The sequence below is a fragment of the Cupriavidus sp. D39 genome (assembly GCF_026627925.1).
In the GTDB taxonomy this organism is placed as follows: domain Bacteria; phylum Pseudomonadota; class Gammaproteobacteria; order Burkholderiales; family Burkholderiaceae; genus Cupriavidus; species Cupriavidus ulmosensis.
Genome location: NZ_JAPNLE010000001.1, coordinates 204,803 through 231,423, shown reverse-complemented (window position 1 = coordinate 231,423; position 26,621 = coordinate 204,803). Strand labels below are relative to the sequence as shown.

Below are 26,621 nucleotides of genomic sequence, written 5' to 3'. Positions count from 1 at the left end.
GGGATCAGCTGCTGACAGACAACGTGCGGAGAACACCGAGACTTGCCAAGTAGGTTGGGCTTGCGACAGTCAGGACGCGCATGTCTTCGAGCGTGCGCGCGATGACTCTTGAGTCCTCAAATGTACCCACGCGAATCGCGCAATGCACCCCGTTACGGCTCAGGTCGGCCGGCCTGTCGCAGCCAATCAACAGATCGATGTCCGGATATCGGCTGTGAAAGGCGTGCAGTTGTGGTGTGGCGAGCAGCCTTCCTATTGATCCCACCATATTGACATACAGCTTACCCCCGGGGCCGTTTCCCGAGCATGCGAGCGTCACCTCCGACTCGGCGATTTTAGCGAGGATGTGAACGCAACGCTCGTAGTACTCGGCGCCTTCCAGAGTGAGCTTGAATCGTGGAGTTGAACAGCTTCTTGCGCGCCACCGATTCGCTGGAACTGGCACTACCTCGGCGCGAGAATTGTGAAGAGCCTGGAGGCACACCTCCGAGTCCGACTTCCGCAACGGACAACGCGCAAGCGAACGTGAGCGGCTCCATTGCCAGAGCTTATCCATTCTCCTCATCGAAGAAATGACGTCGAAGCATTCGATTTCGCGGGATTGAAATCACGCGCCGCAGCTATTCCTCCGTCGAACGTCACCTTGGGTGGCACCGAATGATGCATATGATCACCAATTCCCTCGCTGCGACAGGTGCTTTTGACGAGTCCTAGTTGCCAGATGCGCTCGGCTAATTAGCGGGCTTTTGAGGCGAACGGGACGGTGCGTCTTGGTCTGGCCTCGGCTTGGTATGTCTTTTTGATGAAGGCCTATCTGGCGCAGCCGACGAATCAACCAAAGATCCACGAGTATCCTTCCTAGCTCCCTGCGTGTACGGATCGAACTTGTCGTTAGCCCGTTGCCCATCGACGTAACCATCCTTGTTCGTCACCCGGTTGTTGGCGTCGTTTCGATCAGCGGCATTCGGTGCGTCCTTGGGGCCAGCCGAGAATGCTAGTACTGGGGCGCACAGCGCAAGGATAAAAAGAAAGTTTTTGTCCATGGTTGTTCTCCTTGATCAATTGGCGCCGTGAGCCGGAGCCCCTGCTATCTCGTCACCTCACTACCACGCGGTAATTGAGCCCGCAGAGCCGAAGCCGAGCGTCGTGTCATCTAGAATAGCTCGGAGGCTGAGGATTCGGCACGAACTCATAAAAATTAAGGTTTTGCACCCAATGCATAGCGAAGTGAGTGTGAATCTGTGCTTGCCATCGATTGGCTTTAGGACACAGGTGCCCCGCGTGCGGTAGAACCCTCATTCGATTTGGCTCATATCAGTGCGATCTGACGGCCCACAGTTGCTTCACCGATGGCATCTCCTCGGGCTGGGACCGCACGGATGGTACTGCATTTGTGGCCATAGACAGGCGCGGGACTCTATCTTGCAACCGGCGTCACGTTCGTCACACCCTTGGTTCGCGTTCGATAACCCAGTACGATGAAGCGGCCTTCCCGCGCCGCTACTTGCATGGTTAGAAGGATCATTCACGTCGGGAAACGTTGCGCGGGGAAATGTAGTTGCCCGGTTGACAGCTTACATTGCGCGGTGGTTTCTACTGCCCCCTATGGTCGCCATCGGACCATGGGGCCGCTCGTTGAATGTAATCGAGTTCGTACTATCGATCGCGATCATCTCGGTCAGAGCGTCGCCACCGCGGATCACCTGCTGTTCTCCATCGACGATCGCTTTGTACTCTTCTTCAGCCACATTCTCGGCGTAACCTAATGGCAAACGTGCGGACGACGTCACCGTCATGGGAGTGTCAGTTGCGACAGGATAAACGTTAAACCACCGAATGCCTTCGCCGTCCAGTTCCCGACGATGTGACTCGCCGAACTTTGCTATGCCGGCCTTTGCCGTGGAAATGGTCTCTACGTGGACGCCTCTCTCGCGCAATCGCGCGCGCGGCGTCAAGCGTTGCCTGCCGTTTTTCCACCATGAGGATCTTTTGCTTGCCATCCCTAGGCCTTGGCTAGCTCGATGCCGATTCCGTTCGATACCAAGCACCATCAGGATAGGGGCGCTTTTGCTCGGCACCGAGAGTGGAACAATCGCGTGTTCGAATGGGAGGTGGCATCGGGGCAGGTCGAGATGAATCGTATTCCCTATTGGACTAGAAAGAGAGTGATGCCTGAGTAATTAGCCGTACGGTGACTCTTTTGGCATTGTGCGGCGGAAGCACCTCTTTGGTGTACCGGTTTCAGAACAATTCATGAGCACAGACACGAGTGTTGATAAGCTGGAGTTCTCCCGGGCCACGTATTATTTTTTCTGTTCGTGCTCCGAGGGCCATCGTGGGCATCGCGCAGTACCGTGGCCACTTCTACTGATGCCCTCGCTGAGCATCGAACATCTCGACCAAAAGAGCGCTGTCCTGGCTGGCTATACGCGCGTAACGCTGAAGGTCTGTCCGGGATCATCTAACGGCATTTGCACGGCGGAAGCGATCAAGGCCAACACCGATCTGCTTTCTTTTCTGCAACAATGATGTCCCACGTCCGGTCCAGCATTGGCTCCGGAAGCAAGGCGCTGCTGTACAGCGGTGCCGCTTGGAAATGGAGGCCGCGATGTCGACGCCCATGCCAGTTAAGCTGAGAGACCTAAGCAGGCACGCAGCATTCTTGCGTGTCTTCGCACCAGGAAGATTGACGCTTGGATTTATTCTTCCCTTGGAGGGCTATCCCGATGGGCCAGCGCCTACGATGACCGGACACACAGAAATGGCCAAAATGGCCGATAGCTTAGGCTTCGCGGCACTTTGGGCGCGCGATGTACCTACATATGACCCCAATTTTGGTGATGTTGGCCAGATCTATGACCCCTTCACATACTTGGCGTTCTTGGCTGCCGCAACCAAACGCATAGCATTGGCGACGGGAAGTGCTGTGATCACGCTGCGTCACCCAATCTTACTCGCTAAGCAGGCGGCCTCGGTGGACCATCTGTCGGAGGGGCGTCTCCTGCTGGGCGTCGCTTCGGGCGACAGGCCGGTTGAGTACCCAGTTTTTGGCTTGACCAATGAGTTCGAGCCGAGAGGGGAGCGTTTTCGTGAGGCGTTGGCTATTTTCCGGGCGGCCACGGAACTGTCGTTTCCAGTTGCGGGATCCCCTCGCTATGGCTCATTGACTGGGCATGTCGATACGCTGCCGAAGGCGTTCGACGGGGCAATTCCTGTCCTGGTCACGGGGCGGAGCCGGCAGGATGTTGACTGGATTGCAAAGAATTCGGACGGTTGGTTCTATTACTTCGTGGGACTTGAGCACGTTGAGACGATAGCGCAATCATGGCAGGATACGGTGCGACGGACGTTAGGCGAAGGGGTGTTTAAGCCCTTTGCCCAAGGTGCCTTCTTCGATCTTCATCCCAGTCCGAACTACCCCGCGGAGCCGATTCATGCTGGAATACGAGCCGGTCGGAACGCTCTAGTGCAGTATCTTCATGCGCTGCAGGAACGAGAGGTCCATCATTTCGCGATGAACCTGAAGCCGTTACGGCGCCCAGCTGCTGAAGTCCTGCAAGAGCTCGCCGAGTTCGTGTTACCGCATTTCCCATCGCATTGAACTGCTCCGCCCTCGGTGGTCTGGTGCGCCTCAAGCATGACCTCGATGCCAAGGCCGAAGCCGGTTGCGCTGGGGGCGACTAGCCGGGGCCGCGCGCCCGGATCCACCCGCGGCGAAGCGAGCATTGCTGCGAACGAGACTTCGTTCAACTTGGCACCGACGCAGGTTACTATTTTGGGCTTTTTCACGTATGCCTCCGGTAAAATGTGCCGGTGTCGAACTCAGCACGTGTGGGCAATGGTCATGAACACGGAAGTTGCAAACGTATTGGAGCGTCTGCATTACCCGCTGGACGTGATGCCGACCTGCGTGCGCTGATACGTCCCCTATCCGCTACGCCTGCGCCATCTAGAGCAGATGATGGCCGAGCGTGGCATCTCAGTCGATCACTTGACTGTGCACCGCTGGGCAGCTCAAGCTGCTGCCGGCAACTGCGCAAGGTGTATCGTCGTCGCAAGCTCCCGGTGAGGCCACTGCGTCCGCTGCACGGCAATTCTATTCCCTTGCGACATAAGCCAGCATCACTGCCGGCTTCACCACCCTGCCGCCGTGCAGTCCCGGCGCGAGTGTCACCGCTACCGGAACTATGTCCTGCGCCTTGCTTGCTTGCTGCAGCTCACAGCAAGGTTGACGACGAGCAGCAGGGCGATGCCTCGGTGCGAGGCCGCCCAACGGCAGCGCGGGACACCGAGCGGCGGCTGTAATGAGGATGACCTTTCGCCGATGACAGCAGTCAGTGGCGCCAACAGCGAGATGCTGAGGGCACAACCCAGTTGGGTCGGGATGAGACAAATCCCACGGCGGAGCCGGAAGCGCCGATGTCTGTGCCCATGATGCCTTGGCATCGGCTGCGCGCAATAGAGTGATACGACGAAAAGTCCTGCCCCGGCGGCGACGAGCAGAGGCAGTTGCCATGAAAGGGAGCCCGAATCGACATTCTCTTCGGGTGCAGGCGCCTCCAAGCGTTGCCCAGACATGGCGTTGCCGGGGGCTGCATGTAAGAGCCTTGCGAACCCGTATTGACAGGACTAGACGGTAGAGGTGACAGGTGTCCAGCGATGTGGCAGGAGATCGGCAATGTCATCGATCTTCTGGGTAGGCAAGCGCGTGAGCGCGTCCTTCAGATACGCATAGGGATCGAGTCCGTTGAGCTTGGCCGATTATGCCGCCCGCAGAACTATGCCGATCGAGTGCGCCTTCCCCCAGATTCATCGCGAGTTTTCTACGATGGGCTCGGCATAGTTAGTCTTGTGCCTCCGCGTTCAACACCGGAGGGACAGGATTATGATTACAGAAGAGTACTTGAGCAGGAGCCGGTTGTTCCGGCGCCTAAAGAATGGACCTCAAGGAGAGCTCATCGAGCTTTACACGGCACGTCTAGTCAAGGACGGGCTGGCTGGCCAAAGCACGTGGCGATGCCTTAACATGGTCAGCGGGCTGCTGAGTTGGCTCCCCAAAGCCCACTTGAAGCTGTCCGGTCTGGACGAGCACATTCTTGATCGGTACCTCAAGTATCGTGCCCGCAGACTGGCTATCCTGCTGGGCGACCGAGCGGCGCTGAAGCGGCTGCTTGCGGTGCTGCGCGAGGCGAGCCTGATTCCACCGGTGTCACCGCCACCGATCCTGCCCGAGGAACGGATACTCGAGAAGTTCGCAGATTATCTGCGACAGGAACGCGGGCTGACGTCGAGGACCATCATCATCCATCGACCGGCTATTCGCAGGTTCTTGCGCGAGGCCTGTCCTGCCGGCGCCAGCGACCTCGGCAAGATCAAGCAGAAAGACGTCATCCGTTACATCGAGCGACACGCCTGGGACTGGAGCCCTGCAACCGGGAGGGCGATGTGCTGCGCGCTGCGGTCCTTCCTCCGATACCTCTGCTACAGCGGGTCGAACCCGCACGATCTTGCTAGCTGTGTGCCGTCCATCAAGCGATGGAGGCTTGCCAGTCTACCAACCTACATATCTTTCGAGCAGGTTCAGAAGGTGCTGGATGGCTGCGACCGAACAACGGCGTTGGGGCGGCGCGATTACGCGATCTTATTGATGCTGGCCAGGCTCGGATTACGGGCCAAAGAGGTTGTGACGCTAACCTTAGATGATCTCGACTGGCGGTCGGGGACAGTGCTCGTTCGAGCGAAGGGACGGCAGCAGGTAAGGATGCCGCTACCTCCGGACGTCGGTGCGGCCATCGCGACCTATCTGCGTGATGACCGTCCGATCTCACCTTGTCGCCGGCTGTTTCTGCGCACGTTAGCGCCACATGTTGGCTTTGCCTCAGGTAGCGCTATCACGATGATCGCCAGAACTGCTCTCGAGCGAGCCGGGGTCAGCGGCTGTGCACATCGAGGGGCACACCTCTTCCGCCACAGCCTAGCTACCGAGCTTTTGCGCTCCGGTGCGACCTTGTCGACGATCGGCCAACTACTAAGACACCAAAGCCACGACACGACGCGCATCTACGCGAAGGTGGATATCGAGGGGCTTCGGACACTGAGCCTTCCCTGGCCGGGAGGCATGCAATGATTAGCCTGAGATCTGCACTCAAGCAGTATCTGAGCATGCGCCAGGGACTCGGATACAAGTATCAGCATCAAACACGGCGACTTGCCGACTTCGTCTCTTTCATGGAGAGCCACAAAGCCACGACCATCACTACGAAGCTGGCCATAGCCTGGGCAACCTTGCCAGCAGATCGACACGCTTCCTGGACACTGCGGCTGACCGACGTGCGAGGGTTCGCGCGCCATGTTGCCAACTTCAATCCTGAGACAGAGATCCCGCCTGCTGGCATTCTGCCACCCTTAAAACGCGCCAGACCCTACGTCTATAGCGATACGGAGATTAGCGCGCTATTGGCGGCGGCGCTTGCGCTACCGCCTGCAGACGGTCTGCGGCGATGGACCTATCATCATCTATTCGGTTTGTTTGCGGTCACAGGAATCCGTCTTTCTGAAGCGATTGGGCTTCGGAACAGCGACGTCGACCTGGATGAGGGCGTGATGACAGTCAGACAGAGCAAATTTGGTAAATCGCGCATTGTTCCATTGCATCCGACGGTCAGTGCGGCTCTACGCAACTACGCTCAACGTCGGGATGCGCATCTCGGATCGCGCTGCGAGCCACACTTCTTTGTGGCCGAGCGCGGCGGCCCCTTGCTTCATCAGTATGTTCATCGTGTCTTTTGGCGATTGTCCCGTGAGATTGGGCTGCGACGTGCAGGCGACCACACGGGTCCTCGGGTTCACGACCTGCGACATCGATTCGCCATCCAGACGCTCCTAGGCTGGTATCGCGAAGGACTCGATGTTGAGCAGCGGCTCCCGCTTCTCTCCACCTACCTCGGCCACACCTGTGTGCGCGACACCTATTGGTACCTCTCGGCATGCCCACAGTTGATGGAAGAGGCTGCGCGACGCCTCGACAGGCGGTGGGAGACCAAATCATGAAGTCGAGCCCCAACGTCGCTTCGCTAATCGAGCGCTACTTTACTGTACGGCTCATGCAACAGCGCGATGTCAGCGGCAACACTATTGCCTCCTACAGGGATACGTTCCGGCTCCTGTTCAGGTTTGCGGAGGTACGGCTTCGCAAGCAGCCGTCAACCCTGGCTATCGATGATCTGGATGCTCACTTCATCAGCGCATTCCTTACTGATCTCGAGACCGCACGGGGTGCCAGCGTCACGACACGCAACCTGCGCTTGACGGCCATTCGCTCCTTCTTTCGGTTCGTGTCCTTCGAGGAGCCGGCCTATGGTGCCTTTGCCCAGCGAGTCCTCGCAATACCAAGCAAGCGGCATGACAAGCCACAGGTACAGTTTTTGACTCGGCCCGAGATTGAGGCAATTCTTGCCGCACCGGACCGAACGACATGGTTGGGACGGCGCGACCATACGTTGTTGCTGCTCGCGATTCAGACCGGTTTGCGTCTTTCGGAATTGATCAACCTCGACCAGAGTGCCATCCACTTCGGCAATGGGGCCCATGTGCGATGCGTCGGCAAGGGACGGAAGGAGCGATGTACGCCGCTGACATCGTACGCCCAACGCGCCCTTAAGGCCTGGATCAAGGAACCTGTGCGCTACGGTAGTATCGTGTTGTTTCCCAACGTGCATGGCGGTCGGCTTAGCGCCGACAGCGTTCAGGCGCTGGTGGCCAAGCACGTGCGCGTCGCCAGCGAGCGATGTCTATCACTGAGATCTAAGCGCGTATCGCCGCACGTGCTGAGGCATAGCGCCGCAATGGAGCTACTACAAGCCGGCGTCGATTGCTCTGTGATCGCGCTGTGGCTCGGTCATGAATCCATCGAAACAACGCTGACCTATCTGCACGCCCATCTCTCCCTCAAGGAGGCGGTCCTGGCCAAGCTCAAACCTTACCAGCCCACCAAGCCAAGCCACTTCCGACCGCCCGACCGGCTGCTCGCCTTTCTTGAGTCGCTGTGAGGCACAAGACTATGCCGAATGGTGCCAGGGCACCGGTCGCTCATGCCGACGCACGTACGCGACGGCGGCGGGTTGCCTCGACCACTGCTCGGCATAGTCCAGCGCGCGGCATAATCCGCCCTATGCCGTAGGCGGCATTGGGCTGATTGGATCAGGCTCATGATGGCGACCGCGGTTGGCCTCCCCGCAAGGAGCCTGCGAGCAGGCAACCGCTACGCCCAATCGCCATTCTCCGGTCATTCTGCCCATATCAGGTAGGGCTAGCACCCGTTGTATGGCCATATCGTCAGGCTCTGAGACGTGGCTCTGAGACGGCGAGCAACGCAGTACTGGCCGCGTCGAACATGTTGATGTACGCGCTGGCGTAGTCACGGTGGCGTCGGCGTGAATGCTGCACCCTGCCGCATACGCGAGCATGGAACTCGGCGACCCAAGGACTACCGCGGCGGCATTGCGCAATCTGCACCGGCCACTCCGTGAGCGAGGTTTGCGACGAAACTCGCCGGGAAGGCTCTTACATCTCCAAATGAGAGGTTTACCAAACGTCGTTGGAGCAGGCCAGCAGTCGCAGCCCTCGCCACATGAGTATGACGTTCGACACGCTGCTCCGCGCGAAAAGGGTCGTTACAACGCATGGCCTTTCTTGGGAAGTATCGATACAAGAGACACTGGGCCATACTGAGTGTACGTTCCAGCTCCGTCGTACTGCCGGCGAACCTTGCGTGGCGGAATGTATGATCGCATTTGCCGGGATCTGTTTTCTCGCGTAATTCGTGTCGTTCGACGATGCGGCGATTCGGGGGCTCGTGCAAACCTGAGTGCCCCGGTGAATTCGTTCCTCTAGCAGTAAATCAACAGAGTGCAGACCACTTCACAGCCGTGCCCAGCCCGAAGAGCGTCGCAGGTCCTTTTCGCTTCACGAGCAAGGGTTCGACAGCGACATGGCGCCATGTGGCCCGCGTGACAAGCGTATTGTGGACGTCGACCGAGGGTGTCAGGATGACCTCAATGCCACCATCCCGCCGCCGCGACCGCGAAGCGCCTGTCCGAGGTGCTCCGACTATGCGCGTCATGCCCGAAGCAACCAGGGGGCAGCGCGCTCGACAACCCAACGATATCGATTTCTATGCGTTTAGGTGCTGCAGTAGCCTAGCGCCACTTAAAGGGAGGTCCCTCAAGCGCTTACCGGTTGCGTTAAATATTGCATTGGCAATGGCGCCGGCGGTAGGTCCCATCGCGGCCTCTGCAACGCCGAGAAATGCTGTGCCAGGTCGGTCGATCAGATGAACGGCCACACTATCAGGTACGTTGGAGAAGCGCATGATGGGGTAGCTGCTCCAGTCGAAGCTGCGAAGGCGTTCGGTATCGTATAGAAGTTCCTCATACAAGGTCCACGATGCCGATTGCAGAATGCCGCCTTCTATTTGATTGCGCACGCCGTCGGGATTTACAATCTGGCCGGTATCAACGGCGGCGACCGCACGCACCAGACGTACCTCGCCGGTGCTCAACTCAACAGATATCTCGACTGCCAGAGCGACATATGCCATCAGGTTCTTGTATTTCGCGAATGCAAAGCCAATGCCGCGACCACGGGCGGGGCGGGTAGGCCAGCCAAATTCCCTTGCCGCGCGCTGGACGACATCGATGGCACGAGAGTCAGACAGATGATTTACTCGGAACTGCACGGGATCGACTCGTGCCACGGCGGCTAGCTCGTCCATGAAGCTCTCAATCGAGAAGATGTTCATGTGCGCCCCCAAACCGCGCATCGCAGAAGTCCGCAACCGCATGGTTGGAGAGAAATTGTTCATCACACGAAGATTCGGCAGCGCATAAAGAGGAATGGCATTGCGATCCCCACCGCCTTCCGGTTGCACCATGGGAACCGATGGCGCCGAAAAAAGGCCGCGCCAGTTGCCTCGCCGGCATCAGCCGGCCAGCGTTCACAATGCGCTCGTTGTGGGAGCTGCTCCATAGAGCGTAGTCCCACGCCGCGATGCGACCATCAGCGCTCAGCGAAGCCCGGACCTCAGTGACCATCGCGGGGGTATACGGCTCCCACAGGTGCTCCTGATCGCGCATCCACTGCACGCGAACCGGCCGCCCCGGAACGGCCCGTGCGATCAGTGCCGCGTGTGCAGCAACATCGTCGGCTCCGTTGTGGCCATAACATCCCGAGCCTTCGACGTGAACACAGCGCACCGCCTGCCGAGGTATTGCAAGCATTTCCGCCAACGCGTTCCGAAGCGGGTAGACGCCCTGGGAATGAGTCCATACCGTTATGCGATTGTTGTCCAGAAGCGCGACCGCACACGATGGTCCAATGGATCCGTGCATCAGGTAACGCTTCGTGTATCTCGCTGCCACTACGTCTCCAGTGTGTTCCCCGGCGTCGCTTCCGCCAGCAATCGCAATGCGCTCCGTCGCCAGCGTCTTTAGCTCGTCGTGAACTGTTCTAGGGTCAGGCAATTTGCGCCCGGCGGTCCATGTGGAAGCCCCTGCCAGCGCGCGCTGCGCGAGAATTGCCTGCCATTCGTCGGCGGCTACAACAGCTAGCATGGACCCATCTCGCACGACTTTGACAACGCCCGGAAGTGTTCTTACCTTCTGTTCGTCCAGGGCAATAAGTAACGCGTCGTACGCTGGCGGCAACACGACCCTTGCGTGCGCCATGCGAGGCAACTGAACGTCCTGTATGTAGCTGCGGCCGCCCGTTACCTTTCCCGGGATGTCCACACGTTGCAGCGGTGCACCTATGACGTTGTAGGTGCGCGGATCGCTGAGTGGTGACGCCGGGGCGGCAATACGATGGAGGTCAACGAACGGCACAATCTCGCTGAACAGCATCTCGCGGCCGTCCGGGGCGGTGATTTTAGCGTCCTTCACCGCCAGGTCGGTGGGCTCCACGCGCATCCTGCTAGCTGCCGTGGCGACGAGGAGTTCGCGAACCTGCGCGGCGGCGTTGAGCAGGGCGCCCCCGCTGTCCGCGATTGTGTGACTACCTGCCGTCAAGCCCTCATCAGGAGAGCGATCGGTGTCGGCGGTGAGAAAGTTGACGAGATGTGGCGATATATGGAGTTCTTCGCTGGCAATCTGCAAAAGGGCGGTCCGCACCCCTGTTCCCAACTCCACTTTCCCGGTGTAGACCGTCACGATGTTTTTCGCATCTATCCCGATCCATGCGTCGAGAAGGGGATTGGTCTTCAGACTGCCTGCAAGGTCTTGCACTTCCTTTCGGATGTAGACGGCGGCGCCCTCGTCAGCAATGATGTGCTGGGCTGACGCATGCGTCGACGGGAGAATCGAAAAACTTGCGATCAACACGCTTGCAGCAAGGAATTGCCGGCGGCCGTTATCGACATCATCCACGTCCCGACTCATTTTCCTGATCCTATCGGCTTGTTGGCCGGAGCGCGCGACGCGGAGCCACCACCGGCACTAGCTACATCGCGAATTGCCGCCAGTATGCGCATGTGGGTACCACACCGACAGAGGTTTGGCTCCATATGCGCACGCAGTTCCTTCTCTGTCGGGAATGGGTTTGTATTAAGCAGCGCCTGTGCTCGCATGACCATACCGGCAATACAGTATCCACATTGTGCCGCTTGATGCCGGATGAACGACGCCTGTAGCGCGTTGGGCTTCGCGGTCGATCCGAGTCCATCGATTGTGCGTACCTGTCTGCCATCAATGGCGGAAAGTGGCAAGAGACAAGAGAATACTGGTCGACCATCGATGATGACTGTGCATGCGCCGCATTGTCCGAGGCCGCATCCAAACTTCACTCCAAGAGGCCTAGGCGATTACGTAGGGCATATAACAAAGGCATTGAAGTGTCATCATCAAGCGAATGGGCGATTCCGTTGACCGTTATCTGAATCATCGCGCTCCGTTCTCCTTTCTGACCTCTGCTACGATCTCAGTGACCTCTGACCACGGTGGCCGTGTCGTCTGTGTCGCACGCAAGTAGTTTGCGAGATCGGCAATTTGAGTGTTAGTCAACTGGTCAGCAAACCGAGGCATGTAAGGCCCGGCCTTTGGCGCATGCCACGGCATGCCCTCCAGTATCATCTGAATGGTGTTGCGCGGCGAGTTTGCGCTCACCGCTGAACTCGATGCGAGCGATGGGCGATGAGCAATCATTTGCATTGGCGACGCTGCATCGTGGCAGGCTGCGCAGGCTCCGGCAAACAGGGTCGCTCCCCGAGCCACGCTCGCGATATCGCCGGCGTCAGGCTTGCTGACCAAAATAGCTGCACTAGGAGGAGGCCTCTGTATTGCCATAATGTACTTAGCAATCGCCCGTACATCTTCCTCAGGCACCATAGATAGTTCTTGCGTGACGGCGAACATGGGGCCCGCCGCTGCGCCGTGTTCACTGGAGAGGCCAGTGCGAAGATAGGTGACCAACTCTTTCTGAGTCCACGGACTTGTTCCGTGCAGGAGCTTATTAAGCGGGTAAGCATCCCACCCGTCTATTACGCCGCCATCGAGGGCGCGCCCCGACCTCTCGCCACCGATCAAGTTGAGCGGCGTGTGACAGGCCGAGCAGTGCCCGAGGCCGTCGACAAGTGCGCGGCCGCGGTTCCATTCGGCGCTTTGAGTGGGGTCGCTGTGAGTCCGCTCCTTATCCAAGTAGATTGTGTTCCAGAAGGAAATCAGTGGTCTGAACCCCAACGGAAACATCAACTGGTTATTCGGGACCACACTGTAGACCGGCTCCCGACTCATCAGATAGGCGTATGTGGCAGTGATCTCTCGCTCGGTAATGCTCGCGTAATGGATATAGGGGAAGGCCGGATAGAGCTGATGGCCGTCGCGCGATATACCTCTGCGCATGGCACGTTCAAACGCCTCTAGTGTCCACGTCCCAATGCCACTTGCTTCGTCTGGCGTGATGTTCGTCGAATAGATCGTCCCAGAAGGTGTGACCAACGGAAGGCCCCCGCAAACGGGCGCCCGCCCGTGGCGGTGTGACAGACGATGCAATCCCCGAGGGCCACTGCGCGCGCGCCCTCCATACGCAGCGCGGGCTCGATTGACAACGGCGATGGTGACTTGACGGGGATGATAGCGGGCTCCCACATCGTGAATATAACGCCTGCCGCGGCCACTGCCACGACAGCAGTCGCTCCTAGTATGACGGGCTTACGGTCATAGCGTTATACACATCTCGGCGCCGACGGCGGCCCCCAATGAAGCGTTTTACCTTCAATGACTCGCGAGCTTCGCTTGTAAACTTTGTCGAAATCCTTGGGATTACCCACATTCTTCACGCGCCAGGCAATATCCCAGTTCAATGTCAATCAGACGATGCATGCCGCGCCAGATGACCTTATTGCCCGGCGGGGGATCGTTGGCGCGTGCGAGATAGCCGCCCAGTTGTGCGAGCTTGATGAGGCTGCGTGACAAGGCAGGCGCCTGTGCGGTGCGTGCCGTATCTTTGACGAGCTGGTCAAGAAGCGTAACCTCGCTTGCGGTAAGCGCTACCTCCGGTGGGGCCTCTGGTGCAGATCGATTGATCTCAGTCAGCCAGAATACTCGCCAGGCAAGGATACAGAAGATAGCGATCAGGTTGGTCAACCGGCTGGCTGTACGCAACTGCGACTCTTCAGCCTTGCAGCCGGACTTCAGGTTCTTGTGAAACGTCTCTATTTTCCAGCGCATCGCGTACCAGTCGATCTTTTCGATAGCGTCGACACGTGAGTTCACCGACAGATCAGTGACAAGCTTCCATTCGATACGCGGTCGGCCCGCTGGCTCGCTGCGCTCCGTCGCATGAATGACGGTCAGTCTGAGCGCCGGGTAGTGCCGCTGCTTGCTGACGGGCGGCAAGATCGTAATGCGCCGATATCGGATCTCCAGTAGCGCCTGCTGGGGGCGCCCTTTGGAGTCGTGAAATTCGATCCGATGCAAGCCTTTCACTCGCACCTCTGACATTTCATCGGCAACGGTATGCTCGCCGTCGCCGGCTAACCTGTTAGTGCAGGTGCGCACCAGAAAATGTGTTCCAAGCTCATATGCAGCGCAGAATAGTTCAAAGATGTCGCTCTCCCGGTCACCGATATGCACACAGCGATCCGGATCGCCGAGTCGAGTCGTTGACTGCCGCAGATTCTCAATCCAACGAAAGCTTTCTTTTTCTCGATCGGTATGCGTGTGAAATTGACTTTGCTCCGCAACGTCGCGGTGTCTTTGAACTCCTTGCGGCTCCAGAACTTGATGGCTGTCAGCCCGAGCGGCAGTCCTTGCGGTGTCACCGCGAGGCTTGAATGCATCAGGATGCCGCATTGTGAGCTTGCCTTGTCGCGACCGTATCGCTGGGCTGCGGTCAGTGTGTTGCTTGCATAACCGATAAGCTCGGGATGTTCCCTTTCGTATGCAAACGTAGTGGTGTCCTGCAGTACAAGAATCGGGCCATCGGTCGTGGAAAAACGCTGCGCAGTTGCCTGGAAATGCCCACTCAGAATGTCCTGCTCACTGACGCGTTCATTGTCCATGAACCGATAGGCTGCCTTGGTATTGGCCCAGTCCTGGCAGGCAAGCGGAATGGTCTGCCCCATACCCTTCCACAATCGCTCCAGCAGCGTTCCAAACCGCTTGCGAAGCCTGACGTCCCGAAACTTGCTTCCTGCGATCTCCTGATCCAGCCATGACTCATCTTCTGCTTGTTCTTTTCCTGCCATTCGTCATTTAATTATTCTAAACGGCGGCAGGTTAACAGAATTTCTCGCTAAGATGTGGGTAATCGCAAGTGTCGAAATCGCGTTTACTTTCGCGCTTTGGGTAAGCGCGTGGCAGAGGCAGCAAAGCAGTGGATCGAGCAGGAGTTTGCGGGGCTGAATCTTGGCGACGCCCGCCTCAACAGAAGGGCGAAGAAATTGATAGAACGACTTGCGGCCAAACCGAAGGCCAGTATCCCTGAGGCGTGCGATAGCTGGAGCGAGACGTGCGCGGCCTACCGTTTTTTGCGCAATACGGATGTGGCTTGGGATGCCATACTGGAACCGCATTGGGCGAGCACGCAGGAGCGCATGCGCAGCCAGTCGGTCGTGCTGTGCATCCAGGACACGACCGAACTGGATTTCAATGCCCAGGACATCGACGGACTGGGGCCATTGAACTATGAAGCGCGGCGCGGCATGTATCTGCACCCGACTTATGCGGTGACGACTGAACGGGAACCGCTGGGCGTGCTCGACGCGTGGATGTGGGCACGTGAAGAGCGCGGTGCCGACGGTGTGCGCCCCGGCCAGAAAGAAAGCACCCGCTGGGTTGAAGGGTACGAGCGCGTGGCTGAAATGGCGCTCGACATGCCGGGCACGCGGCTGGTGTACGTGGCCGACCGCGAGGCGGACATGGTGGAGATGATGCGCCGAGCCGACGAATTGGGCAGGCCGGCGGATTGGCTGGTGCGCGCCAAGCATGACCGCTGCCTGCCCGAGAGCCAGGGCGTCCGGTTGTGGGCCAGCACCACGAGCACGGAGCCCTTGGGTGAGATCACCTTCGTGAGCGGCGCGCGCGAGGGCCAGAAGAGCCGCACCGTGCGCCAGCAACTGTGGGCCCGCGAGGTCGAGATCGCGGATGGCAGACAGGGAAAGATCAAGGTTCACTGCGTGATCGCGCGTGAAGTGGGAGCGCCGGCAGGTATCAAGCCGATTGAATGGCGCTTGCTGACCAACCGCGTGGTCGAGACGCAAGAACAAGCTGTCGAACTGATCAATTGGTACCGGGCGCGCTGGGAAATCGGTGTGTCCAGATAAGGACACGTTATCCAGTCGGTGTAAGTCCGACCGAGGCAAAAGACTCAAGCCTCGTAGCTCGGGAGGCGTCATGGCGCGAAAGCAAGATGACGGAGCCCTCCGACAGTATGCTCAGAAAGGAGTGTATGCAACGCACCAGGTTGCAACGTGCAGTGAACGCAGATGTAGCCTCGTCACACGAAAACCCGGTGGCTGAGACGGTCGATAACGCGCGAAAGCAGCAAGAGTTGTCCGAAACGAGTCCGATGCGGCAACTCTCACCGGCGGGGTATCAGCGGCGACATGGTGTGAAGGATAACGTGGAAACTGGAGAAGCCCTCGGCACCCGGCGGAGAAAGCCCGTCGAGGAGATGCCCGTTATAACCGCGAGTGGGAAATGCGGGCATAGGTGCCAGGGTGACGGATCGGGTCGTAGTACTGTCGATGGGCGTGCAGCAAAACGCGCCCGGAGGGAAGGGCCCGGACCGGTGAGTACTCCGTCCAACAAGGTGAGGCAGGGATGAAATGACAAAGGCATCCGGCAGTCTGCAGGAACTGAGAAGGCGGATATATCGCAAGGCGAAGTCTGACAAGACTCATCGCTTCTGGGGGCTCTTCGTACATATTGCGAAGAGTGAAACCCTCGACGAGGCCTACCGTATCGCCAAGAGGAACGGCGGTGCCCCGGGAATCGATGATCTGAGTTTTGAAGACATCGAGGCATCGGGACGTACTGTATTCCTTGCGGAGATTCAGGCAGACCTCAAAACAGGCAGGTATGAACCCAAGCCGAACCGCAGGGTAGAGATCCCGAAGAGCAATGGCAAGGTCCGCGTTCTCCAGGTTCCATGCATCCGCGACCGCGTGGTGCAGGGGGCGCTGAAACTCATCCTCGAAGCGGTATTCGAGGCGGACTTCTGCCCGAACTCCTACGGGTTTCGACCGAAGCGGTCCCCACACCGCGCGCTGGCGGAAGTCAGACGCAGTGTGCTGCGGCGCATGTCGACGGTGGTTGATGTGGATTTGTCGCGCTACTTTGACACAATTCAACATTCAACCCTGTTGGGCAAGATCGCGAAACGCATTCAGGATCCTCAGGTCATGCACTTGGTCAAGCAGGTTATCAAAGCAGCGGGCAGAGTTGGGGTACCGCAAGGTGGCCCATTCAGCCCACTCGCTGCGAACATCTACTTGAATGAGATTGACTGGATGTTCGACGAGATTCGACGCAAGACGGCACAGGGCCCTTACGAGGCAGTGAACTATCACCGGTTTGCTGACGACATTGTCATCACCGTCAGTGGCCACCACACCAAACGCGGCTGGGCTGAACGTGCCCTGCAGCGTCTGCGGGAACAACTCGTGCCGCTAGGCGTCGAGTTGAACACGGAGAAAACCATTGTGGTGGATACATTGAAGGAGGACGCCTTTGGGTTCCTGGGGTTCGACCTGCGTCGCGTGCGCAAACGAGCGGGGAACGGGTACTTCGTCCTGATGACCCCCAAGAAGAAGGCTCGCCAAGCCATCAAGGCGAGGATCCGCGACATCATCCGGCATGGAGGCTCGACCCCGGCCGTGAAGTTGGTCGCGAAACTCAACGCTACGGTGGCGGGATGGGTCAACTACTTCCGGGTCGGCAACGCCAGTCGCGCCTTCAGTGAGGTGCGCGACTATCTGGAAATGAAGGTTCGAACTCTGCTAACGCGGCGCAAGCGACGCCAGAAGACGAGCGTCGGGTGGCGACGATGGAGTAACGAGTACCTCTACGGAGTCCTGGGACTGTTCTGGGACTGGAAGACGCGCCCGCTGTCGGGCGCGGAGGGGTTCGCGTGAAAGTGGTCGCCACACCGATAGGACTCATAACCCTTGCGATGAATCTCACTGGGTGAGCTGCTTGAGGGAAAACCTCACGAGCAGTTCTTATGGGGAGGGGCTGGAAACGGGCCGGACAAGCCGAGCACCGCGCCAGTCCTTTACCCGACAAATCTATTTCCATGTGCTCAAGAACGGTTGCGAAGTGGAGTCCTTGCAGTTGGCCGCCGTTGACCGGATTGAGCGCGCCCTGGCCTTGTTCCTGGTGGTTGCATGGCGCGTGACTTATCTGATGCGCAAAGGCCGGACCTGCCCCGAGCTGGACGCCTCTTTGTTCTTCGATCCAGACGAAATTCGTGGTGCGTATCTGCTGGCCAAAAAGAAGATGCCGGCGACACCGCCTACCGTGAATGAGGTCGTGCGGCTGATTGCGCAAATCGGCGGCTTCCTCGCTCGCAAGGGCGACGGCGAACCCGGCGCCAAGACAATCTGGCGCGGACTCGATCGGGTACTCGCCGCTGCTGAAACACTGCGCGCGCTACGTGAGGGGCTCGGCTGACTTATGTATAAAGGTATGGCTTACGGTCCATCAAACGTCTCGCTGAAAACACCGCACTTGATTCTGCACACTACAGATAAGGACGAATGCAGTAGAAACTCAGAACTGATCTGCCTCGAGGCCACCTGGCGTGGACTTCTCCGCCGCGTAGGTCGGGTAGTCCGTGTAACCTGCCGCGTCACCGCCGTACCATCCGAAAGGTCTTGCCGAACTCTGCGGCTCACGATGGGCAATGCGGTCGACGAGGTCAGGGTTCGCAATATATGCTCTCGCGAATGCGACAAGATCGACGATGCCATTCGTGATTAGGGTCTCCCCTTGCTCCGTGCTAATCCCTCCGTTGACCATCAGCGTACCCTCGAAACCGCTTCTAACGATTTCGATGATTTGCGTTAGGTCTGGCTTCCCAAGCCAACCGTTGGTATCGGCAGCGTGGATGTAGGCGACGCCAAAATCCTGAAGCATGCGCGCGACAAAGCGGTAGGTGGTCGTGGGGTCCGGATCGCGCACGTTGTTGTAGAGCGCGAAGGGCGAAATGCGTACGCCGACGTTGTTCATGGGCATGACGTCGCTCACTTGTGCAAGAATCTCTTGTAGAAAACGAGCCCGATTCTCGACAGATCCACCATAATCGTCGCCGCGCGTGTTGATCACCGGCGAGAGAAACTGGTGAGGGAGGTAGCCGTTCGCAGCGTGGATCTCGACTCCATCAAAGCCCGCGGCTCGCGCTCGCTTCGCGCCAAGCTTGAAGCAGGCAACCGCTTCGTGGATCTCATTGACCGTCATTGCGCGCGATGGCGTGGCGTGTATCTTTGTGTAGTGCCCGTTCTGCAATTGTGCCCAGACCTGCAGATGTTCCAGGTCGTCGTTCACGCCAGATGGCGATAGCGGTGCCTGGCCATCTAGTAGCGTAAGGGAACTCACCCGACCCCCGTGCCATAGTTGCATGTATATGCGACCGCCAGCAGCGTGAACTCGATTTACGATAGTGTGCCACCCTTCCGCCTGTTCGCTCGTATAGATCCCGGGTGCTAACTCGAACGCCGCAGACATTGCACTTACATTTGTTGCCTCCGTGATGATGAGACCGGCAGTTGCCCGTTGCTCGTAGTACTCGGTCATAAGGGGATTGGGAATCCCTGAGACTTTCGCGCGGCAACGCGTCATCGGTGCCATGACTACGCGGTTGGGCAAAGCCAGGTCATACATCTGATGGGGTGAGAGTAGCGAGGACATACTTTCTCCTTGCAGCAAGTGACTTGCGCGTGCGAAAACGACTGTAACAACGGCGCGATACAGCCCGTGTCAAGTAAGGCGGCACTCGCGAGCTTGGCCCATCACTCTGTCTTCTCGGGATATTCTAAATGTTGACTAACCGTAGCGCACGTTAAGAGATATGAAACGGGAGCCCACGACTCGTCGCGCCTTCCAGGAACTATTAGTGCGCGGCGGCGATCTCCTGCATCCCTCGTCGGACGGATGAAACTCAAAGACGTTGTCCAACAGTCACGTAGTGGGAAAGTGCAAAGTGGGGGAAAGCTCTGCCGACCAACGCAACCGATGACAATCCGCCGTGCCCGAGCAGGCCACGAAAAATTGCCGATCCAACGACGCTAGCATCAACGGTGCTTATCATGTACAGCAAATTACGCCTGGCGCAGAGTCAGATTCGGCATGCCATCCGATATGGTCGGTTGTAACGCTTGCGTGCGGGCGGGAGAGCGGATTGCGGAGCAGCACTCCACCCAAGATTGTGCCGACAATCTGCCGCGCAATGCAACCGCCGCAAGGTGAGCCGCAAGGAGAGCGATGAGCTTTATCGCCACAGAACTGAAGCCGATGGGGAGATACAGAGCCAAGAGGATTCCGAACTGGGTGGCGATACATGCTGCCACGAGACTGATAATTGATGCGGGTGCTGTGGCGATCATCAGTTTGTGGTTCTCAAGGAGATCCCCCAACGGTACCCGGAAGAGCGGCCTGAGCTGAGTCAGCGACAATTAGGCTAGTGGGTCCACTGCCGAACGGACGCTTTGGCCATATCGGTCATGCGTAGAAATTCCAGTTACGGCACCCGTTGCTGATGAGTCCAGGCGTACCATCGCGATCGTGTGCCAGCATCGCACAGAGTTGATATGTGGGCACGCCCGCCGCGTTGCCATGCAGGCTAGCTCCCGCAAACCGCATGGTATCTGGTGACGGCTTAATTGTTCTTAAGGGGACAATCTCAGGTGGAAGGGCGCTCTATGCTCGAGACCGGGTGCCAAGCATTCTGAACGTGTACGGATGACAAGGGGCAAGGAAGAATGCTATCCGCAACGGGGAGAGTTGACAGGAGCCCCTGCGCGTCTCGATGACGGCCCTGCCGCGTCCAGAGATCTGCCAGGCCCGCCGTGGCCCGCCGCTCAAGCCAAGCGGCGCTATGCTCTCTTGCTGTAGCGATGGCGTCGGCGAAGTAGTCCTCCGCGGAAGGTTCGTCCATCCTCTTTAGTGCGACCTCGGCGCGAAGGCGATACAACTCGCTGTGATACCACCGGTTTCCCGCCTTGTCGCCCTCCGTTATTGCCTCAGTCAGAAGACTGTCGGCTTCCTCCAGAAGTCCTACTTGCAGTAGCGTCGCGGAGAGTCCGCCCACCGCCATGCTCATGTGTGCCCGAAAACCGGTTGCATCGAGTTGTTCAACAGCCTTGCGATACGTCGCGAGCGCGCCGTGGCCACCTGCTCTCTGGCTGGACAGTTGGTTCGCGAATACGCGCGCTAACGCATGCCAAACCGGAAATTCGGAGATGCTCCTCAGTCTGCTCACGCGCTCGAGCGCCTTGTTGGCGGACACATGGTCGTTCGCGAACAGCGCGAGTGGAACTATCGCCTCCACAAGCACGGCGCAAACGACCGCTTCACTGATGGAGGGCGAAAGCAAACTATTGACATGCGCAACGACTTCACCAGCACGGTGTCGTTCCCCCTGTAACCAGAGTACGCGCGCCAGCATGGCAAGTGCGACTATCCCGTCTAATTGGCGCGTCGCTGTGTAGCTGGTTTGTCCTGTGGGATCGAAATCGGAAAGGCCTTGCTCCAGTTCGTCTTTCGCGCTTCGCTGGTCACCCGAGAAATGCAAGGCAATACCGATCAGTGGCGTCCGCACGAACCGATACGGTTGATCTCGGGTTCGTCTTTGAGGGGCGAAAAGCCGAAGCGCAATAGCCAGCGCCTCGTATGGTTTGCCAGCCTGTAACGCGCAATTCCAGAGGCCGCTTAGCGCACGCTCTTCAAGTTCCCGATCGCCCAGCTTGTCTGCAAGCACCAGCGCCTCTACCCAGTAGAAACGCGTCTTGGCCGTGGGCCCTATCGCAAAGGTGCAGGCGGATGCATAGGATAGCAACAACCTCGCCTTGACGACAGGACTGTTGAGATGCCGCCGCTCATAGACGTCAAGGGCTTGTTGAGCGCGAACGCCACATTCGGCGATCAGACTGCACTCAATGAAATAGGGTAGAGCCGCTGAGGCTAGAGCAAGGCCGGCATCATCACAGTCTCCGCCGGACAAGCAGCGATCAAGGGCCTGTCGCACGTCGTCAATGTGACTTTGCAGCAGGCTTGATGGGGAAGTGTTGCGATCGGTGTATTCAGAGATGTCGTCGAAAGAAGTGCAGAGATATCTTGCGTGTCTAGCTACGTATTGCATGCCACCGTCTTGCTCGCGAAGGCGTTGCATAGCGTAGTCTCGGACGGTTTCGAACATGTAGTATGTCGTCACAGTTCCGATCGATTGCAAGACGAGAAGGGATTTCAGGCGGAGCCCTAGAACGGCTTCGGCAGCAGCGTCAGCTGAAATCCCATCGCCAGTGACAACCGCGCACGCGGCGGCAAGACTGAAGCTTCCCGCGAAGACTGCTAGGCGTTCCAACACTCTACGCTCCGTTTCGCGTAAGAGGGCGTAGCTCCAGTCGACCGATGCTTTGAGCGTTTGGTGCCGCGCTGATACGCTGCGGGGGCCACCTGTTAACGCGCTGAAGCGGTCATCCAATTCCGCCGCAACCTGCCCGAGTCCGAGCGACGCTGCCCGAGCTGCCGCGAGTTCGATGGCAAGAGGAACACCGTCCAAGCGCCTACAGATCGTCGTCACGATGTTCAGCGTATCGGCGTCCTGTGGGAAGTCAGGTTGGAGAGCGAGAACGCGCGCTAGAAAGAGCCTAATGGCGGACGACCGGACAATCAACTCAAGGCTGTCATCGGCACCCGGCACATCAAGCGGCGGTACCCAAATGAGATGTTCGCTGCTGGCACTGAGGGGTTCGCGGCTTGTTGCCAGAAAGCGAAGGGTGGGGCGCGCTCTGGCGAGGGATTCGTAGATCGCCGCAGACTCAGCGGCAACGTGTTCACAGTTGTCGAGGACGATCAATGACCCCGGGCAGTACGGTCCGCAGGGCTCATTTCGATCGGGTTCAATCATCGATAGACGCGAGACTTTGTTTAGCATGTCTACTACGCCGGAGGAAGAGCCGTAGCGCTCGAGTGAAATGAACCATACGCTCCGAGCGCGTGCCGCTTCCTGCGCTTGTGCAATTTCAAGCGCAAGGCGGGTTTTTCCGACGCCGCCTGGACCAACCAGTGTCACAAGCGAATTCGCAGCGAGGGCACGACCAATCTGCGCTAAGGCGTTCGGCCTGGCCACGCTCGCGGTGAGAATAGCTGGCAACGGCGGTGGCGTCCACTCCGTCGAGGAGGAATCGGCGTTCCCACAAGCATCGGAGGTTACCAGCCGATATCCTCGCCCGGGAACGGTTCGAATCAGGTATCTGTCAGGGCCAAGCACCTTCCTGAGCGCCGATATATGCACTTGCAGGTTGTTCTCTTCGACTGCAGTGTGGGGCCAGACAGTTCGGAATATCTGTTCCTTCGTGACCAATTCACCTCGGTTTGCGATCAGAAGTTCAAGAATTTCGAACGCTCTGGATCCCATGCGTTGACACTCTCCCTCGAAGTAGATGTGCCTTTCATTCAGCGAAATCTCAAGTCGGCCGACTCTGATCATCGCAATTCTCCCCTGGCTGCTTGGATGACCCTAGCAACATCTGTGTTCTGAACGCTGTGGTCTCTTTCGACAAGAGCATGGGTTCGACCTTTGCTCAACCGTCTACGACTCAGAGCGGCGCACCTTGCGGCAGGGCTTGATGCGAAGTCCCGGATGCCACTATTAACTACTGCGTTTGCTATCGCCGTCGGGAGTTGCGCTAGGTCACCTCGAAGATGCTGGCCGGCGCCCTTCAAAACTTTCTGGTCAAGCCAATTGTTATTGTAGGCATTTATCTACCGAGATACCTTTCAATTCTTGCTGTCGGTCGCAGACAAGATTGCGATACGTACCTGGCCCGGGTCAACACATAACCGGAGGCGTGGCTAGGTACGAGTGCTGCACGCCGTCTGGGTTTCCGAGGGTTTCGCGACGTCGCAGAATGGTTGCGCGCGGCGGATGTGAATGGAGGTGGTCCAAGGAGATCATTTTCCGTTCTGTCGATAGATTCTGGGCGGGACGCCCACCAGTCTCTTAAATACTGACGCAAAGTAGGACGAATTCGGAATACCAACCTCGACCGCCACCTCGGTGATGGAACGTTGACTCCCCATTAGGAGTTCGCGGGCACGCGAGATACGGCGCTCCAATAGAAACCTGTGAGGCGTGACGTCAAAGGATTCCTTGAAGTCACGGCAGAAGTAGCAGCTGCTCAGCCCGACAATGCTGGCGAGCTCGCCAATGGTGATAGGGGAGTCGAGGTTTGCCTCAATATACTGCAACACCGCCGAGTAGCGATGGTGGCTCGGCGGCTCGTTGGCGCCGCAGTTCCTTTCGAACGCGAATGGAGTTTTTCGCCACAGGTAGCCGACATGATGCATGGCTGCCAGTGCAACCGCTTCGGCGGCCGCGCGGCGACTTTCCCCTTCATCTCCATCCGTATAGAGGAGCAGGGTCTCCGCCGAATGTCGGAGAAACTTGTCTCGGCCGCACGAAAACGGTGTAGCTGGAAGTTCGAGCCCATCGCCGAGTCCGCTCCGTGACGAAAGCCTAGTGGAGACAGATAGAACGACGGCGTCCACGCCGCTATGGGGCGCAAGGACAAGGAGTGCGTGAAGATTGGCGGGAAAGAATGTGACATCGCCGGACCTAAGGGTGCCGATATACTGAGAAAAATTTGATGAGGCTATCGAGTTTCCCAAACGTAGGTGCACCACGACATGGTGGCGATCGCCTGCTAGCCGACCTTCCACTGGCCGGCCGGGATCGACTTTGATGAGCGTAGCGTCGACATCGGCCCATAGCGGCTTGTGTCTCGATAGTTCATCCGAGAAGAACGCGTTTGTTTCGTACCGCATCTATTCACGCTCGTAGAGGGAGAGGTCGTCGCGACGGCCAGTGTTATGCGCGATCGTGACCGCTCAACTGGAGCTGGCGGCGGCCACAAGCGCCTCGCGATTCTCCTCAGCCCATTCGGGGAACGACTTTGCCTGCCGACCAAGAACATAGGGAACGTCATCTCGGACGCCACCGATATAACCCATGCGCCCGTCATATACCTGGCAGACGAACTCGACTGCACCTTCTGCATACCAAGATTCGACCTCGATGCTGCCCGACAGGAACAGTTGCTTGAAATCCTCGGGCCTCTTGATCGCCGCACGAATATCGCGGCCGGTAACCTTTCCGATGATTGCAGCAATCGCCGGACCGTTTGCCGCTTCCGTGCTCATCCAGTAATCCTGTCCACCGTGCTTCGCGGGTCCGTCCGTTAGCACCTTCGCGGCCACGTCGGCGAGGTCATCTAGTGCAACCCAGCCAGTACGCTCAGTGCCCCAATAGACGGTTATCGTGTCAGCGCGCGGTGCAAAGAGAGTCAGCATGTTCTCCATGAACATGTTCGGATGCAGATGTGTCCACGCAATGCCGCTGGCCTCGATATACGTCTCGACTAATTGTGCCAAGTGAAGTGAGGATCTGTAGAGTCCCATTCGCCGTAAATTCCCAGATGCACAATGTGGCTAACACCGGCTTTCCTGGCGGCATCTACCAGAGTCTTGGTCTGGGTAAGCATGGCGACGGAGTACCCATTGATAATCATCAGGCGATCAATGCCGGCTAGAGCAACTCCAAAGGACTGCGGATCGTCAAGATCAAGATAAACTGCGTCCTTGCCTAAGTCTCGCAGGTGGCGAACCTGCTCTTTGCGGCGCGATGTCGCCCGCACGTGCACGCTTGGATTGGGCTCAAGCGCCTCCACAACGCGTTGTCCGAATTTAACTGTTGATCCTATGATAAGTAACGTTGTCTTGCTTTCGGTGTTATACGAACATGTTCTCCGGATTGTTCAACTTCGTCGTACCCGCTGTTTTCGGTGCAGCGACGATCTCGCAGGCGCGCGGCGAGTGCATCTCGATCGTCCGACAGTCGGATATGGCAGGATTCTATCAATCGATCGATCAATAATATGACGTCGTGGCTCGGCTTGCAAGTAACTTATCTATTGATAACTGTTGGCCCTTGAAAGGGGAGGCGCCACAGCCGCCAGGAACGCAGACGGGCAAGAATGCGACGCTGGCGGAAACGCCAGTGCTGCAGGTACTGCAAAGATGCCGTAGCGACCTGGGGACGGGACGAGTAAGGATGATCGCCCATGTGTCGCTTCGCCATACTGTTGATTGTTGATCGATGAAACAGTGAGCGCAGGGGCGCGCCAGGAGTTGGCCCGCGAGGTGCCCGGTTTGGCCGGGTGGGCTATGCGGCACTGGCGGGCAGATAGGAGGCCAGAGGTGCGTTGCAGTGCGCGCACCAACAAACTCAGGGAAGTGGAACGGCAGGCGTTGCTGACGGCGGAAAATCAGCCTGGCTACGCCAGCCTGACGCCGCACCAGATCGTGCCGAAGCCGGCGGATGAAGGGATCTACCTCGTATCGGCGCCGCTGTGGCCGAAGATACGGAGCATGCCAAATCAACGACATCAGGACAAAGCCACCAGCCCTGCTGGCACAGAGCATGGAGCTGGATAAGGGCGAGTGGACTTGGAGTGCGCAGCGCTGGGCCGCAGATATTCCTAACTGGTAATTCTGACGATCTCCCTGGTTCTGCGAGTGGTCGACAATCCGATGGAGAATGACCGCGATGCGCACAGAGTAGTGACCGTCAAAGATTAGTTTATCGACGGATTCTCAGAGAAGCGATCTATGGACATTTAGCAAGCTAGCGAGCAATGATGTCTCGCGTTCACATAGTAGTTCTGATAACTGTAGATGGTTGCACGAGATGATTCGATCGGCAGGAGATACGCATTGAGGTGGATTGGGGCTGCTGGTGCACACCGGCGTAGGTGCGTCGATAGGAGCACGGGCGCGGAAGGCCACTAGGGAAATGCGGCCCACGCAATGAAGTGCGTAGGCCTTCAAGGAGAGCGGGTGCGCCCCTCCAAC

Annotated in this window: 16 protein-coding genes and 8 pseudogenes; 10 read left to right on the top strand and 14 right to left on the bottom strand. The window is 58.2% G+C overall.

The features are described 5' to 3' along the window. Positions 1-4: 4 nt before the first annotated feature. The 3 genes from OMK73_RS38655 to OMK73_RS01160 all read right to left on the bottom strand — a co-directional run bounded on the left by OMK73_RS38655 (position 5) and on the right by OMK73_RS01160 (position 2,000). A complete protein-coding gene (locus OMK73_RS38655) occupies positions 5-556 on the bottom strand; it encodes a LysR substrate-binding domain-containing protein (RefSeq protein ID WP_420715426.1) in 552 nt (183 codons plus the stop codon). A gap of 175 nt (positions 557-731) precedes the next feature. Beyond that, a complete protein-coding gene (locus tag OMK73_RS01165; protein ID WP_267600334.1) occupies positions 732-1,043 on the bottom strand; it encodes a hypothetical protein in 312 nt (103 codons plus the stop codon). Between the two features lie 531 nt (positions 1,044-1,574). Then, entirely contained in the window at positions 1,575-2,000 is a 426-nt protein-coding gene (locus OMK73_RS01160) for a hypothetical protein (protein ID WP_267600333.1), read from the bottom strand. 253 nt (positions 2,001-2,253) lie between these two features. On the opposite strand from OMK73_RS01160, the gene OMK73_RS01155 reads away from it, so the two are divergent. The 3 genes and pseudogenes from OMK73_RS01155 to OMK73_RS01145 all read left to right on the top strand — a co-directional run. After that, positions 2,254-2,529: a hypothetical protein gene (locus tag OMK73_RS01155; RefSeq protein WP_267600332.1), complete on the top strand. Its 276-nt coding sequence runs from the start codon at positions 2,254-2,256 to the stop codon at positions 2,527-2,529. Between the two features lie 67 nt (positions 2,530-2,596). Next, on the top strand, positions 2,597-3,601 hold the full coding sequence (locus OMK73_RS01150; protein WP_267600331.1) for an LLM class oxidoreductase: 1,005 nt from the start codon (positions 2,597-2,599) through the stop codon (positions 3,599-3,601). Between the two features lie 237 nt (positions 3,602-3,838). Further along, positions 3,839-4,068 (top strand): annotated as a pseudogene (locus OMK73_RS01145) (IS6 family transposase); the annotation flags it as partial. 561 nt (positions 4,069-4,629) lie between these two features. Here the strand turns inward: OMK73_RS01145 and OMK73_RS01140 are convergent. Next, positions 4,630-4,761, bottom strand: a pseudogene (locus OMK73_RS01140) (transposase domain-containing protein); the annotation flags it as partial. Between the two features lie 265 nt (positions 4,762-5,026). Here OMK73_RS01140 and OMK73_RS01135 point away from each other — a divergent pair. Genes OMK73_RS01135 through OMK73_RS01125 form a run of 3 tightly spaced genes read left to right on the top strand, consistent with a single transcriptional unit; the run spans position 5,027 to position 8,048 of the window. Further along, positions 5,027-6,127, top strand: a complete 1,101-nt coding sequence (locus OMK73_RS01135) for a site-specific integrase (protein WP_267600330.1) — start codon at positions 5,027-5,029, stop codon at positions 6,125-6,127. Beyond that, complete coding sequence (locus OMK73_RS01130; protein WP_267600329.1) at positions 6,124-7,050, top strand: tyrosine-type recombinase/integrase; 927 nt, start codon at positions 6,124-6,126, stop codon at positions 7,048-7,050. Before OMK73_RS01135 ends, OMK73_RS01130 begins: the two co-directional genes overlap by 4 nt. Further along, a complete protein-coding gene (locus OMK73_RS01125) occupies positions 7,047-8,048 on the top strand; it encodes a tyrosine-type recombinase/integrase (RefSeq protein WP_267600328.1) in 1,002 nt (333 codons plus the stop codon). The genes OMK73_RS01130 and OMK73_RS01125 overlap by 4 nt, the downstream gene beginning before the upstream one ends. 1,124 nt (positions 8,049-9,172) lie before the next feature. Here OMK73_RS01125 and OMK73_RS01120 read toward each other — a convergent pair. From OMK73_RS01120 to OMK73_RS01100, 5 genes and pseudogenes are all read right to left on the bottom strand, one after another. Beyond that, positions 9,173-11,432: pseudogene (locus OMK73_RS01120) on the bottom strand (molybdopterin cofactor-binding domain-containing protein). Next, positions 11,429-11,934, bottom strand: a pseudogene (locus OMK73_RS01115) ((2Fe-2S)-binding protein). The pseudogenes OMK73_RS01120 and OMK73_RS01115 overlap by 4 nt, the downstream one beginning before the upstream one ends. Next, positions 11,931-13,192 (bottom strand): annotated as a pseudogene (locus tag OMK73_RS01110) (c-type cytochrome). Before OMK73_RS01110 ends, OMK73_RS01115 begins: the two co-directional pseudogenes overlap by 4 nt. Positions 13,193-13,310: 118 nt before the next feature. Next, positions 13,311-14,342 carry an IS4 family transposase gene (locus tag OMK73_RS01105; RefSeq protein ID WP_267600326.1) on the bottom strand — a complete coding sequence of 344 codons (1,032 nt, stop codon included), beginning with the start codon at positions 14,340-14,342 and terminating at the stop codon, positions 13,311-13,313. Between the two features lie 251 nt (positions 14,343-14,593). Beyond that, positions 14,594-14,737, bottom strand: a pseudogene (locus OMK73_RS01100) (transposase DNA-binding-containing protein); the annotation flags it as partial. 132 nt (positions 14,738-14,869) lie between these two features. Here OMK73_RS01100 and OMK73_RS01095 point away from each other — a divergent pair. The 3 genes and pseudogenes from OMK73_RS01095 to OMK73_RS01085 all read left to right on the top strand — a co-directional run. After that, positions 14,870-15,799, top strand: a pseudogene (locus OMK73_RS01095) (IS4 family transposase); the annotation flags it as partial. 519 nt (positions 15,800-16,318) lie between these two features. Next, complete coding sequence (gene ltrA / locus OMK73_RS01090; protein WP_267600325.1) at positions 16,319-17,626, top strand: group II intron reverse transcriptase/maturase; 1,308 nt, start codon at positions 16,319-16,321, stop codon at positions 17,624-17,626. Positions 17,627-17,774: 148 nt separating this feature from the next. Further along, positions 17,775-18,164, top strand: a pseudogene (locus OMK73_RS01085) (IS4 family transposase); the annotation flags it as partial. 99 nt (positions 18,165-18,263) lie between these two features. Here the strand turns inward: OMK73_RS01085 and OMK73_RS01080 are convergent. From OMK73_RS01080 to OMK73_RS01060, 5 genes are all read right to left on the bottom strand, one after another. Further along, positions 18,264-19,400 (bottom strand): alkene reductase, encoded by a 1,137-nt coding sequence (locus OMK73_RS01080; protein ID WP_267600324.1) that lies wholly within the window; start codon positions 19,398-19,400, stop codon positions 18,264-18,266. Positions 19,401-20,391: 991 nt separating this feature from the next. After that, positions 20,392-23,199 (bottom strand): winged helix-turn-helix domain-containing protein, encoded by a 2,808-nt coding sequence (locus OMK73_RS01075; RefSeq protein WP_267600323.1) that lies wholly within the window; start codon positions 23,197-23,199, stop codon positions 20,392-20,394. A gap of 464 nt (positions 23,200-23,663) precedes the next feature. After that, complete coding sequence (locus tag OMK73_RS01070; protein WP_267600322.1) at positions 23,664-24,536, bottom strand: helix-turn-helix domain-containing protein; 873 nt, start codon at positions 24,534-24,536, stop codon at positions 23,664-23,666. Positions 24,537-24,599: 63 nt separating this feature from the next. After that, positions 24,600-25,076 carry a hypothetical protein gene (locus OMK73_RS01065; protein ID WP_324291633.1) on the bottom strand — a complete coding sequence of 159 codons (477 nt, stop codon included), beginning with the start codon at positions 25,074-25,076 and terminating at the stop codon, positions 24,600-24,602. 53 nt (positions 25,077-25,129) lie between these two features. Continuing rightward, complete coding sequence (locus tag OMK73_RS01060; protein ID WP_267600696.1) at positions 25,130-25,471, bottom strand: SDR family oxidoreductase; 342 nt, start codon at positions 25,469-25,471, stop codon at positions 25,130-25,132. 496 nt (positions 25,472-25,967) lie between these two features. Between OMK73_RS01060 and OMK73_RS01055 the strand changes: the two genes are divergently transcribed. Then, positions 25,968-26,204 carry a hypothetical protein gene (locus tag OMK73_RS01055; protein ID WP_267600320.1) on the top strand — a complete coding sequence of 79 codons (237 nt, stop codon included), beginning with the start codon at positions 25,968-25,970 and terminating at the stop codon, positions 26,202-26,204. Positions 26,205-26,621: the final 417 nt, after the last annotated feature.